The following is a 13,642-nucleotide window of genomic DNA, read 5'->3' on the forward strand; positions in this document are numbered from 1 at the left end:
ATGAAACGGATCAATATGTTCAAGCTGTTTGCTGTATTTTCGTTGGCGGTAGCTGCTTCCTGCAACAAGAGCTTCCTCGATGTGGACCCTAAGGCTATCCAGCTGGAGTCGGAATTTTATAAAACATCGGATCAGCTCTTATCGGGTCTTATAGCGGCATATGATCCTGTTTCCTGGGAGGGGACTGCACCCTCATCCTACGCCAGCTTTATTTTTTTTGTTGCTGCCGGAGACGAATGTTATTCCGGCGGAAGCACGGCAACGGATATACCGCAGTTGCAAGCTATGAACAATTATACGTTGGATGCGGCAACCGGCCCCCAGCTCAATTTCTGGCAGCAATACTATACTGGCGTAGCCCGCTGCAATGTATTTATCAATAACGCTTCAAAGACGATAGACGGTGTACCGGATGCAGTCCGGAACCGGTATCTTGCAGAAGCAAAGATTTTAAGGGCCTATTATTATTTTACGCTGGTAAAAATGTTCGGGCGTATTCCTTTATATACGGTCCCGCTTGAAAAAAGTACAATTTATACCGTTAGCCAGGTTCCTCCTGAAACCGTATATGCACAGGTGGAAAAAGACCTCAAAGAAGCCATTGCAGAAACCAGCCTGCCGGATAAAGTACCGGCAGCCACAGAAGGCGGACGGTTTACCAGGGGAACAGCAAAAGCCTTGCTGGGAAAAGTGTACCTCTATGAAAAAAAATGGAGTGACGCAGCACAGGCGCTTTCGGAGGTGAACGGAACACCGGAAGCCGCAAATATTTATGGGTACAAACTGTTGGAGAACTATTCCGATATCTTCAGGCCCGACAATGAATTTAATGCGGAGGCCATTCTGGAGATCTGCCATACGGCCAAGGCTGGCTCGCGGGCCGGGGGACCCATTTCATCGATCGAGGGGATGATGACCTCGCTTTATGTAGGACCCCGCACCTATAACGGTCCCGTTTATACTTTCGGCTGGGGCGTATGCCCCATCATACCGGCGTTTTACGAGTTCATGCGTGCCGACCCGCGGTATAGGGCTACCATCGCCAACATTGATAGCCTGGTTGCCTTAAAACAGGCGTCATATGTACCTGGTTACCTGAATACGGGGAAATTTATACAAAAGTTTGCCCCCTTAAAGCAATTCCGGCCAACAGGAATTCCGGCGGCCCAGCTGAATTATCCTCAGAATTATATAGAAATACGGTTGGCAGATACCTACCTTATGGAAGCGGAAGCATTGCTGCAGAGCGGTGGCGATGCGGTAAGGGCGGCAACACTGCTCAATGCCGTCAGGGTCCGGGTGGGACTGCCTGCTGCGGCTGCCACGCTGGAGAATGTGTATAATGAGCGCCGGTTGGAACTGGCCACCGAGGGGCACAGGTGGTTCGACCTGGTACGAACCGGACAGGCCCCGTCCGTGCTGGCTTCCAAAGGTTTTAAAGCCAATAAAAACGAAGTATTGCCCATTCCGTTGTTTGAGTTGACCAATACGAAGCTGGTGCAAAATGCCGGTTATTGAATTTTAATTGCAAACAGTCATTTCAAATGGTTTGTGCGGATACCATAGCCGTCTGGATTTTTACCTCGGTCTATTGTTATGTCAACGGTACTTTTTCAGTAGTGGATGTCAGGCTGATTGTCACGGTGAGCCTGTCGAACTGTTGACGAAGCCACGTTTTTATTGTCCTTCGTCTTCCGATAGTTATCGGAACAGGACGACAAATATCCCGCAATTTTAAGGTCGGCATGACACTCGTATCAGCGGGTTCTATCTCCGGAATGATCCGAATGTTCGGATCCGGAAGCTGAAAGAGGGATCGGGCCGGTGGTCGTCTGTATTTTGAATGGCAAGAGGCATTGCCTCGACCAATCATTAATTGCGTACTTCAGTTCGCAGTATTAGAGGAAACCACGGAACAGAGAGCCGTAGGCTCGGGCCATAAGTTAACGGCCCTGGCGTCCTCCCTGACCGGCAATGGCTATAATCATTAAACAACCCATAAATAAATGCGCTTCAGAATATTTTTACTTTGGCTTTTATCCGGCGTTGCGTATGCATCGCATGCACAGCATGCTGCCGCCGTAACCACACAGAACAAGCGGTCCAATATTTTATGGCTGGTTACCGAAGATATCAGTCCCTACCTGAGTTTTTATGGCGACAGTACTGCCCTTACACCCAATCTTGACCGCCTGGCCAGGGAAGGAGTGGTTTATACCAATGCTTTTTCAACGGCAGGCGTTTGTGCACCCAGCAGGTCGGCCATTATTACCGGCATGTATGCCAGCTCTATAGGTACAGACAATATGCGCACCCTGGCCGATGTGCCCATACCGGGCATCGAGAGCTATTCCGCGGTATTGCCACCGGAGGTTAAAATGTTTACGGAGTACCTGCGAAAGGCCGGGTACTACTGTTCCAATAATGCCAAGCAGGATTACCAGTTTCAAGCGCCGCTTTCGGGTTGGGACGAAAGCAACAGGAACGCCCACTGGCGGAACCGTAAACCGGGCCAGCCTTTTTTTGCCGTGTTTAATTTTGATGTAACCCATGAAAGCCAGGTGTGGAAAAGAAAGAATAAACCCTTGCTGGTAGACCCTGCCCGCATAAAACTGCCGCCCTATTATCCGGAGTCCCCCGTGATCCGTAAGGATATGGCAAGAATGTACAGCAACATCATGGTGATGGATAGCCAGGTAGGCGTCATGCTGAAACAACTGGAAGAGGATGGCCTGCTGGAGCAAACGATCATCTTTTTTTACAGCGATAATGGTGGACCGCTTCCCAGGGGTAAGCGGGAGATCTATGAATCGGGGATCCACCTTCCTATGGTAGTGCGGTATCCCAACAGGGTAAACGCCGGTAAACGGGATGACCGGCTGGTCAGCTACGTAGACCTGGCACCCACCGTATTATCCCTTGCGGGCGTCAACGTTCCTGCTTACATGCAGGGACAGGCGTTTGAGGGAAAACAGCGGCAAAAGGAACGGCAATATGTATTTGCGGCAAGGGACCGGATGGATACGGCCTATGACAGGGTACGTACGGTAAGAGACCTGCAGTTTCAGTATGTGAAAAATTTTCAGCCGGAAAAGCCGTTTATACAAAATATCACCTACAGGATGAGTATGGACCTGATGAAAGAACTGCTAAGGCTGCACGATGCCGGTGGGCTGAATGCTGTTCAGCAGCTCTGGTTCAGGAAAAAGAAACCGGTGGAGGAATTGTATGATGTGATCGCAGATCCCGATAACCTGCATGACCTGGCGGGCGACCCTAAGTATGCGGGTAAGCTGAAAGAATTACGAGCAGTGCTGAAACAATGGATGCGGACTACAGGCGACAAAGGGTTTATACCGGAGCGGGAACTGATCCGGCAGATGTGGGGGGGAAAGGATGCCCCACCCGAAACAGCACCGCCGGTATGTACATTAAAAAAAGGACAGCTGATCCTGGAATCTCCAACCCCGGGCGCTTCACTATCCTGGCAGTGGGTGGACGCAGGAGCAGCACCGGTAAAAAACCACTGGAAGGTGTATAACGGGCCGCTTGAAGTGCAAAAGGGCAAACGCCTGGTGGCCATCGCCGAAAGGATTGGTTATATAAGCAGCCCCGTTATTACAAAAGACTTTTAACCCGGTGAGCAAAATAAAAAGACAGAACCACACAGGGTACCGGCTCCTCCGGTTGATGCTGCTGCTTTTTTGCAGCAGCGGGAGTATTACTGGAATCGCACAAACCACGAGGCCCAATATTGTATGGATCATGACCGAGGATATGAGCCCGGAGCTGGGCTGTTACGGGTATCCCTATGTGCAAACACCCAACCTGGACCACCTTGCGGAAGACGGAAAGAAATTTATACGTATGTTTTCAACAGCGCCGGTTTGTTCGCCAAGCCGTTCTGCCATGATCACCGGTATGTACCAGACAACGATCGGCGCGCACCAACATCGCAGTCACCGGGATGACGGATATCACTTGCCGGACCCGGTAAAGCCGATCACCGAGTACCTGAGATCGGCGGGTTATTATACATCGAATGGTACGTTGATTGGTGGTGGCGTGATCCGGGGAAAAGGGAAGACCGATTACAATTTCATGCTGGATAAAGAACCCTTTGACGGTTTTGACTGGGCCGCCCGCAAGCCCGGACAGCCGTTCTACGCCCAGCTGATGATACAGGTTACCCACCGCGGACCGGTATGGAAAACGGAGGTGCAAACGCATCAGCCGCAGATCGATGCATCAAAGCTGGTATTGCCTCCTTACTACCCGGATGATCCCATTGCAAAGGGCGACTGGGCTACTTACCTGGAATCGATCCAGCTGATGGATGATTATGTGGGCGGTATTTTAAAACGACTGGATGATGAAGGTCTTTCAAAGAATACGGTGGTGATTTTCACAAGCGATCACGGAAGGTGTATGGTCCGGGATAAGCAATTTCTGTATGATGGTGGCATCCGGATCCCGTTGCTGATGCGCTGGCCCGGACAGCTGCCGGCAGGATCTGTAGATACGGACCTGCACAGCAGTATTGATATTTCGGCCACCATTTTAAAAATTACCGGCGCAACCCTTCCCTCATATCTGGAGGGGAAACCCTTCCTGGGAAAAAATGTATATAAGCGGCCGTACATCATTGCCGCGCGCGACCGGATGGATGAAACCGTAGATAAAATGCGCTGTGTAAGAGGTCAGCGATTCAAATACATCAGGAATGATTACCCGGAACGACCCTACATGCAGCCCAATGCCTATAAAGAAAGACAGTATCCCGTATGGAACCTGTTAAAACAGCTAAAGGCAGAAGGCAGGCTAACGCCTGCACAGTTATTGTTTACCGCAGACCATAAACCCCCGGAGGAATTGTATGACCTGTTAAAGGACCCCGATGAGCTTCATAACCTGGCAGCTGACCTGCTGTATAAAGAGCAGCTGGAAAAGATGCGGAACATTTTGCAGGCGTGGGTAAAGAAGACCAATGACCAGGGACAATACCCCGAAAAAAAGATCTGGCTGCCGGAGAAAAAGAATACCAGATAGGAACCTGTCTGAGTTGTATTGATAGATGCTTTGGCTGCTCCCGCTCTCGCGGGATCCGTTCAGCATAACAGGAATATTGTTTCGTCACCCTGAGGAATGCAATGGAGCCGAAGGGTCTCCCGGTCGTCGGGTTGTCCGGTATTACAGGGATGCTTCCATGATTTTTTTTGCAGAGCATGGTAAGAAAGAACAACGGATGTCTCTCTATATACACAGCATAAAAAGAAAACGATCGTTGCCGGCTGTATCACTGCGGTTATTTAATAAAAACATATGAAATATTTAAAAACAATGCATGGCCTCTCTGGGCCCTGGGGGAGCACTGATGCTCATGTATCCGGTGCAAGGAAAAGACGGGCCGCAATCCTGTTTGTGTGCGGCTGTTTGTGTAGCCTGTTCATGGTGACAGTAGGCTATGGCCAACAGACTGCTTCCCGGGAAAAAAAAGGCGTGGTTAAATGGCATCCCGGGCATTATTATATGCTGGCGGGTAATGGCGGAGATGAAGCAGGTTATATGAAGCAGGTAATGGCCGAATTGCACGCAACACCCGCGCTGCAAGGCATACAGGTGCGGTTCTCCTGGCAGGATCTGGAGCCTTCAAAGGATCAATATGATTTTTCATCCGTAGATCGCCTGCTGACAATGCTTGCTGCTGAAAAAAAACGGATGGTGATCTTACTGCAGGTTAAATCCTTTAACCCCGACCCGAAGTATGCGCCGGTACCGGTATATGCCAGGGGGGCTGAATATTCCGGTGGTATGTTTGCCTTCAGTAGTGTTAATAAAACGGGGATCAGGGGCTATGGAACTCGGCTGTGGAATCAACAGGTATACAACCGTATGGCAGCGTTGATTAAAGCACTGGGAAAGCGGTATAATTCCAACCCCTGGTTTGAGGGCATCGGTTTTTCAGAAAGCGCCTTCGGGCAGCCTTATCCCAAGGGTTCCATTGCCCTTGCAGACTCTGCGAGATTTTATGAAAACCTGATGGGGCTCAACCGCGTTTTGCGCGCCGCATTCCCTAACACCATGACCTACCAGTTCGCAAATTATCCAAGAACGATCCTCAGCCCACTTATTCATACACTGGAAGAAATCGGCTCAGCGTTGGGTGGCCCGGATATTTTTCTTACAGACAGGGGCTTGCAGACGACGGCATCGCCCAAGGGAGCGTATCATTATTACCCGGAACTCTCTGGTATCATTCCGCTGGCGCCTTCCGTACAGCACGAGAACTTCAGGAATACACAGCACGACGGCAAAGGGTATCAGCCTACATTGCAACAACTGCTTTCCTTTGCAAGAGATACTTTAAAAGCAAATTATCTTTTCTGGACAAGGGATCTGGATTTTTATCCCCAGATACTTGAATTGCTGAATGCCCCCGGCCAAAGAGATCAACCGGCTGGAGGGCTTAACCCCGGCTGTCCGATTGCATTTAAGTCCTGTAACGGAGAGGAATGAAAAAATAAAAACTCAGGAAATGGTATGTGCAACCGGTTATATACTCTATTAAAGAGTAACGTTGCGAAGATGATTTTTTCGGAAAGCTTGCTGATAGGATTCTGCACTTTTCTTGCGGGATACGTTTTAATAGGTAATAAGAATAATTAGGTTATGGTTGCCGGAAACGGTACACAACAGGAGCGTTTAATGCCCTGATTAGGGTGCGGTAAGCAGAAGCGGCGCGACCGGGTCATGGGCTTATATATTTTATTAATCAAACAACATTGCAATGCAAATGAAAAATAAACAGAATGCAAATAAGAGTTCATTGATCTTGGCAACAGGTAAAAGCAGGATCACAAAATGGCACTTCATAGTATTGCCATGGATGATCTGCATTGTAATCTTATTGAACTGTTCCTGTGTCCGTACGTTCCAGGAAGCCGGAACCAGTCAGCAGCAGGCGGTTGCGGATGATACTCATAATATGATCCTTGCTGGTTCAGACTCGGTTAAATGGCACCCGGGACACTATTATACACTTATGGGGTGGGGTAAAAGCAGCCCATCTTATATGAACAAAGTATACGCTGAGCTGGATTCCACAACAGCTCTCCGTGGCATGCAGGTACGGTTTACCTGGCGGGAGCTGGAGCCTCTTAAGGATCAGTACAATTTTGCACTTATTGATTCGGAACTGGCACAATTGTCCCGGATCACCCAGGTTGCAGCAAAGAAAAAGCGACTCATTATCTTATTACAGATCAAATCCTTTACAACGAATACGAATGATCTTCCGGTTCCGGATTATGTAAGAGCTACAGGCGCTCCCTATTACGCAGGTGCCTATGCCTATGCGCCCTCAGATACCTCTGCTGCAGCAAGCGGTTATATGGTCAAATTGTGGGTGACATCTGTATTTAACCGGCTGGCTACCCTCGTGCAAAAGCTGGGGCAGCGGTATAATTCCAATTCTTATTTTGAGGGAATTGGCATTACCGAGACTTCGCCCGGAAAGCCTTTTCCGGCGGGCAGTGTGTCGGATGCAAACCTGGATGCATTTTGGCCAAAGCTGGAAGATCTGAACCAGGAGCTGCGCGATGCATTCCCAAATACGGTTACTTACCAGTTTGCCAACTATCCAAGGAATGTATTGACAACACTGATACCCGCTCTTGCAGGGATGGGAGCTGGCCTGGGGTGCCCGGATATCTTCCTGACCGATCCGGGGCTGCGTACCACAGGGGGAACGAAGGGGGTCTATGATTACTTTCCGCTGTACTCGGGAAAAATACCACTTGCTCCGTCTGTGCAGAATGAAGATTACCGGAATACCCAGCATGATGGGATGGGCTATCAACCCACCCTTACACAGTTGCTGAATTTTGGGAAGGATTCTTTGATGGCGAACTATCTTTTCTGGACAAGAGATCCTGTTTATTACAATGATGTGCTTACACTTTTAAATAATCTGTACCCCAATAGCCCCACGGGAGCATTGAAAACTGGGTGCCCGCTTTCCTTTTCGGGGAAATGTAAAACTAATTAGGCGAAAGCAAAATTGTATATGAGATCAATGCTATGTTATTTAAGAACCAAAATATGCTAAAGCAACTATTGACAGCAGTGCGGAAATCCAGGCATTTGGTGTACCAGGTATGCACTGTTTTTATGATACTGATCTCTTTGCAGGGATACGGAAGTGAAGCACACTGGTTATGGGCGCCGGTAAAAGGAGTGGTCAATGATGAAGCAGGCAACCCGGTAAAGGGTACATCGGTTGTAGTGAAGGGAACTTCAAGAGGAACCACCACCGGGGATGACGGATCTTTCCAGATAGAGGCATCCGCAAATGATGTGCTGGTTTTTACCCATAGCGGGTTTTTGCAAAAGGAGCTGAAGGTAACGATTACTGCCAGCCGGTTAGCTGTGGTGTTGCAGGCCAGGGCCGGAGATATGGAAGAAATTGTAGTGATCGGATATGGTACCATGAAAAGGAAGGACCTGACCGGTTCGGTTAGCAGCATTAAAGGGGATGAAATCCGGAAAGCGACCACAGCTACCCTCCAGGATGCTTTGCAGGGGCGTTTGGCCGGTGTGCAGGTAATAACAACCGGTGGTGCACCCGGCGGCGGTATGCAGATAAAAATAAGGGGCGGGAGTACACTTACCGCCGGTAACCAGCCCCTGTATGTGATTGATGGTTTTCCGCTGACGCCTTCTTTAAACCCCGACTACAATCCGCTCTCCGATATCAATCCTTCGGATGTTGCTTCGGTTGAAGTATTAAAAGACGCCTCCGCAACGGCCATTTACGGAGCAGAGGGAGCCAACGGTGTGATCCTGGTCACTACAAAAAAAGGACGTTCCAATTCCAAACCGGTTGTGGAGGCTGGTGCTTACTACGGAATATCAAAACCATTGGCCCCTATCCGTGTACTGAATGCCGGGGAGTACAAGGATTATAAGATAGAAGTGCTGACTCAAACCCCGGAACAGAGGGATGCCGTTGCTTCCTGGCAGGCCAAGGATCCTGCGACGGCTCATGTATGGATGGATGATATCCTGCAACAGGGTCGTATATACAATACGGATATCGGGGTAAGAGGGGGGGGCAACAACGGTACCACTTACAGCACCAATATGAGTTACTACAATGAGAACGGCATCATAAAAAAATCAAATTATGAACGGATAACAGCGAAGGTGGCGCTGGATCAGCAGCTGGGTAAAAAATTGCGGATTGGTGTAAAGATGTTTTACAGCAATATCGGTATGGACGGCTTTCTTCAGGAATATACCAACGCCAACTCCCTGTTTAAGCAGGCGCTGATGATGAGCCCATACTCACTGGGGATCCCCACGGATATTGTAACCGATTTTACTTCGGATAATGAACAAAATAATTTCGACAATAATCTCAGTGATCTGATCCATAAAGCAATAAGGACCCGGAAGCTGGAACGGATTCAGCCTGGCGTTAACTTTCAGTATAGGATCCTCAAAGATCTTATGTTTAATTTCATGTATGGACAGGACCGGCTGCGGACCGATTACAACACTTTTTATCCTGGAACGACCCGGCAGGGGTATCCCCTGGGAGAAGCGGAGCGGAACATGTCAACTACCGTTAACTGGTATCAGAACACCCGGCTGAATTACAACAGGGTCTTTCACAAGGCCCACCGGCTGGATCTGACAGCAGTGTACGAAACCAAGAGCACCAGCGATGAGGATTATCAGCAGCAGGCATCGGGCTTTGCTACCGATATCCTGGGGCTGAACAATTTTGAGCTGGCATCTGTCCTGCTTAAACCGGAGATCGCAAGGACCAAACAAAACATGATATCGTATGTAGGCCGGGCAAACTATGTATACAATGATAAATACATGGTATCTCTTACCTACCGGCGGGACGGTTCTTCAAAATTTGGTACCAATAACCGCTGGGCCAACTTTCCGGCAGCAGGGCTTGCATGGCGGCTGTCGGAGGAGCCTTTCATGAAAAAGCAAAGGATCTTCTCAAATCTCAAAATACGGTATGGATGGGGCATTACGGGCAACAGCCAGATACCGCCCTATAGTTCCCTTGCCGCGTATAAAATGGACGTAGGGGTGCACGATGATGTGGAAACGGTGATTGTCCCAGGTAATATCGGTAATAAAAACCTAAAATGGGAAACCACTACACAGAATAGCCTGGGGATCGATATCGGACTTTTGAACAACCGGTTCTCCCTGGTAGTGGAAGCGTATGATAAAATGACCCGCGACCTGCTGCTAAGTGTGCAGCTGCCCACAGCCACCGGGTATGCAACGGCGGTACAGAACATCGGATCGATACAAAACAAAGGCCTGGAGTTTACCGTGAACAGTGTGAACCTTCAGGGGCCTTTTCGCTGGACCACCGATTTTAATATCTCTTTCAATCGCAGCAAGGTGCTGAAACTGGGGCAAAGCTCGCGGCAACTCTATGGATATCCGCTGGCAAACGGAATGGGAAATAATATCCTTATAAAAGAAGGATACCCGGTGGGGGTGTTCTTTGGATATATCGGGGACGGCGTGTATAACACACAAACGGAGATCGACAATTCGCCGGTAAATAACGTGGTGCCCAAGGCCGGTGCCCTGCTGTTAGGCGAAATGAAATTTGTGGATGTCAACGGGGATGGGGTGCTGAACAGTTTTGACCAGGTGCCACTGGCATATACCGAGCCGCGATTTATTGCCGGACTGGTAAATAATTTTTCCTATGAGAATTTTGACCTTTCGGTTGTATTGCGCGGGTCTTACGGCAATGATATTGTCAATGGGAATGTGGGCGATCTGAATGAGCTCAACCTCTCCAATAATACATTGCAAGGGAATGTGACGAATATGTGGCGGCCAAAAAATGCGTTGCGGGATTATGTAGGGGTAACAAAAAACGGAAGAAGACCATACATGCACAGCGAGTATGTGGAGAATGGATCCTTTTTGAGATGTGACCGGATTTCTGTTGGTTATGGATTTTCAAAGAAAATGTTGATGAACATGCGCCTCAGCGCATTTCGGGTCTATTTCAATGTACGCAATGCCTTTTTGATCACAAAATACTCCTGGTACGATCCTGAAGTAAGCACTGGTAATGCACTGGTATTAAAACTGGCCCCCGGCGTAGACGCCGGTGCCTATCCCCGGACAAGACAATTCCAGGTTGGTATAAACTTATCCTTATAACATAGCATCACCGTATTAAATCCTGTAAAAGATGCAGATCAAAAAAAATATAAGATTCATAACTGCCGGAGTATTCACTGCAGTACTCCTGTTCTCCTGTGATAAGGATTTTCTTACAGAACATCCGGAATCCTTTCTTACACCGGGAAATAGTTTTGAATCGCGGCAAACGGCCCGGCTTGCGCTGGATGGTGTATATGAGGCGCTGCAGGATAAGGGCGCTAACCGGAAAGGGATCTATAGCTTTTTTGTGCTGGAAATGCTGGGAACCGATATTACAAAATGCTTTGCCGGTAATACAAACGGTGGCTTATCCGATTATTCCTTTACAGCGGCAAGTCCGCAGATTACATTTTACTGGGAGGAAAGCTACCAGCTCATCAACAGGGCCAACCTTTTCCTGGATAACATCGATAAGGTTGCTATGAGCGACGTACTTAAAAATAAGTATAAAGGCGAAGCGCTGTTTCTGCGGTCGCTTATTTATTTTAACCTGGTAAGGATGTTTGGGGATGTGCCGCTTCCGCTGACAAGTGCCACCACGCTGGACCCTGCGGTAATTCAGCTGCCCAGGAGCCCTGTAAATACGGTTTATGAACAGATCATCGGTGACCTGGAATTTGCAGAACAGCACCTGCCGGATAGAGACGAGACCATTGAGGAAGAAAAGTTCCGGCTGGGTGATGCCACAAAGGATGCTGCACGCACGGTACTGGCGCAATTATATCTGTACCGGGGTAGTATTGAAAAGCGGGACGGAAGGGACGGGAAAGCGGATTTTGAAAAGAGTAAAATCTATGCGCAGAAAGTAATCGATGCGCAGCACTATACCCTGGAGCCTTATTTTCCGGATGTATGGCGTAAACAGGATAATACCAATAGCGAGGTTATTTTTGCCGTTCGTTACAGGGCAGGTGCGGGAGGTGAAAATTCGATGATCGGCGTTTTCCTGGGTGTGCGGGGAGAACGGGCTCTGGGAGGGGCTACCAATGAGCCCTCTGTCGCATTGTTTGGTACTACTTATTTTGAAGCAGGTGACACCATACGGAGGAAATGGACAACGGTCCATGGCAATGGTATTACACGGGTAAATGGCGAGCCGGTAATTATTGAAACCACCAACAATCTGCAAAATGCCTGGGGCTATGGAAAATGGCGCCAGTTCCCGCTTCGCGGACCTTACCTGGGCGAATATGGTAACCAGGTGCCGGTATTAAGACTGGGAGATGTATACCTGGTATTGGCGGAAGCGGAAAATGAGCTCAATCATGGCCCTACCCAAGCGGCCGTTGATGCCGTAAACAAGCTGCGGCAAAGAGCCTGCAACAGCAATGCAGGCGGGGTACATGCGGATCTGCTGCCGCGGGTGCTGACAGCCAATCCCCAGCGGGTGCCGGATATTGCACTGGAGGATTTTAATTATGAAAAATTCCGGGAATACCTGTTTTATGAGCGGGCGCGGGAAATGGCGTCTGAATGGTCCCGGTATTTTGATCTGCAGCGCTGGGGTGTTTTAATAGAAACGGTGAAGCACGTGGGTTCCTATGTGAACCCGGTTACCAAAAGAACGGAGGTGACTTACCTGGCGGCGGGCAATATCAGCGAAAAGCATTATCTGCTGCCTATACCGGCAAAAGAAATACAAGCCAACTCCAAGCTTACACAGAACCCGGGCTATAACTAATTTAAAACTATCGAGCGATGAAAGTAAAAAAGATACTGGCAGGCTGGAGCACAATGGTGGTGCTCCTATGCTTTTTGCACTCCTGCAGCAGAGAGGCACCTGTTCCTGAAGTGGAGCTGAGCGCATCAAAGACAACGGTTGAACCGGGTGAAGAAGTGACGTTTACCGTCACAGGCGCGGCCGATGGACTTGCCATTTATACCGGGGATGCCGGACACGAATTTGAATTTAGCAAATATATTTTAACAAAAGATCAGGATATTGAAAAAGAAGTTGTCTGCCTCACGCAAAGGGGCTACGATAGCCTTGCAGCATCAGGGCTGCTGGAGGATTCCACGCTCGGTTTCATCAGGAGTCTCGTGGGCACCCGTTATAACGGGCTGAGCCATCCTACTGAACTGGTCCTGGAATTTACCAACTATGAGCTGCAGTACGATCCCCGTTTACCACAGCTTCAAGGTTATTTTACTATAGAGCATTTTACAGGAGCCCCCGCTTCAGGGTATGCTGCGGGTACCGCACTGGATCCGGAATCGGCGCCTGTCGTATATCGTTACTCATACCCGGAGGTGGGCACATATGCCGTTCGTTTGCTGGCGACGAATGTCGGCCGGAAAAAATTTACGCCGGATGGGTATAATAAGAACCGGGTTACCAACGAAAATGAATATAACAGGAACACACAGGTAAAAACGGTTACCATAACCGTGGAATGATCCGGCTTGTGCCGTTTCATCG

General features: G+C 49.0%; 8 protein-coding genes. All 8 read left to right on the forward strand.

The features are described from left to right. The 8 genes from B160_RS0103645 (at position 1) to B160_RS0103680 (ending at position 13,620) form a co-directional block, all read left to right on the forward strand. The gene (locus B160_RS0103645; RefSeq protein ID WP_018626512.1) at positions 1-1,518 is read left to right on the forward strand and encodes a RagB/SusD family nutrient uptake outer membrane protein; all 1,518 of its coding nucleotides are present in this window, start codon (positions 1-3) and stop codon (positions 1,516-1,518) included. A gap of 488 nt (positions 1,519-2,006) precedes the next feature. Next, positions 2,007-3,635 carry a sulfatase-like hydrolase/transferase gene (locus tag B160_RS0103650; protein WP_018626513.1) on the forward strand — a complete coding sequence of 543 codons (1,629 nt, stop codon included), beginning with the start codon at positions 2,007-2,009 and terminating at the stop codon, positions 3,633-3,635. Positions 3,636-3,639: 4 nt separating this feature from the next. Continuing rightward, on the forward strand, positions 3,640-5,049 hold the full coding sequence (locus tag B160_RS28330; protein WP_018626514.1) for a sulfatase family protein: 1,410 nt from the start codon (positions 3,640-3,642) through the stop codon (positions 5,047-5,049). Positions 5,050-5,322: 273 nt separating this feature from the next. Further along, a complete protein-coding gene (locus B160_RS0103660; protein ID WP_018626515.1) occupies positions 5,323-6,516 on the forward strand; it encodes a hypothetical protein in 1,194 nt (397 codons plus the stop codon). A gap of 277 nt (positions 6,517-6,793) precedes the next feature. Next, positions 6,794-8,047: a hypothetical protein gene (locus B160_RS28335; protein ID WP_051107108.1), complete on the forward strand. Its 1,254-nt coding sequence runs from the start codon at positions 6,794-6,796 to the stop codon at positions 8,045-8,047. Between the two features lie 53 nt (positions 8,048-8,100). Continuing rightward, on the forward strand, positions 8,101-11,220 hold the full coding sequence (locus B160_RS0103670; RefSeq protein ID WP_169539983.1) for a SusC/RagA family TonB-linked outer membrane protein: 3,120 nt from the start codon (positions 8,101-8,103) through the stop codon (positions 11,218-11,220). A gap of 31 nt (positions 11,221-11,251) precedes the next feature. Then, a complete protein-coding gene (locus B160_RS0103675; protein ID WP_018626518.1) occupies positions 11,252-12,904 on the forward strand; it encodes a RagB/SusD family nutrient uptake outer membrane protein in 1,653 nt (550 codons plus the stop codon). A gap of 17 nt (positions 12,905-12,921) precedes the next feature. Continuing rightward, entirely contained in the window at positions 12,922-13,620 is a 699-nt protein-coding gene (locus B160_RS0103680; RefSeq protein ID WP_018626519.1) for a DUF5017 domain-containing protein, read from the forward strand. The last annotated feature ends 22 nt before the right edge of the window (positions 13,621-13,642 follow it).

The sequence above is a fragment of the Niabella aurantiaca DSM 17617 genome (assembly GCF_000374125.1).
In the GTDB taxonomy this organism is placed as follows: Bacteria; Bacteroidota; Bacteroidia; order Chitinophagales; family Chitinophagaceae; genus Niabella; species Niabella aurantiaca.

Excerpts from the sequence above, each read along its gene's own strand:
- B160_RS0103675 (WP_018626518.1), top strand. The coding sequence starts at position 11,252 with ATGCAGATCAAAAAAAATATAAGATTCATAACTGCCGGAGTATTCACT.
- B160_RS0103650 (WP_018626513.1), top strand. The coding sequence starts at position 2,007 with ATGCGCTTCAGAATATTTTTACTTTGGCTTTTATCCGGCGTTGCGTAT.
- B160_RS0103645 (WP_018626512.1), top strand. The coding sequence starts at position 1 with ATGAAACGGATCAATATGTTCAAGCTGTTTGCTGTATTTTCGTTGGCG.
- B160_RS0103670 (WP_169539983.1), top strand. The coding sequence starts at position 8,101 with ATGCTAAAGCAACTATTGACAGCAGTGCGGAAATCCAGGCATTTGGTG.
- B160_RS28335 (WP_051107108.1), top strand. The coding sequence starts at position 6,794 with ATGAAAAATAAACAGAATGCAAATAAGAGTTCATTGATCTTGGCAACA.
- B160_RS0103680 (WP_018626519.1), top strand. The coding sequence starts at position 12,922 with ATGAAAGTAAAAAAGATACTGGCAGGCTGGAGCACAATGGTGGTGCTC.
- B160_RS0103660 (WP_018626515.1), top strand. The coding sequence starts at position 5,323 with ATGAAATATTTAAAAACAATGCATGGCCTCTCTGGGCCCTGGGGGAGC.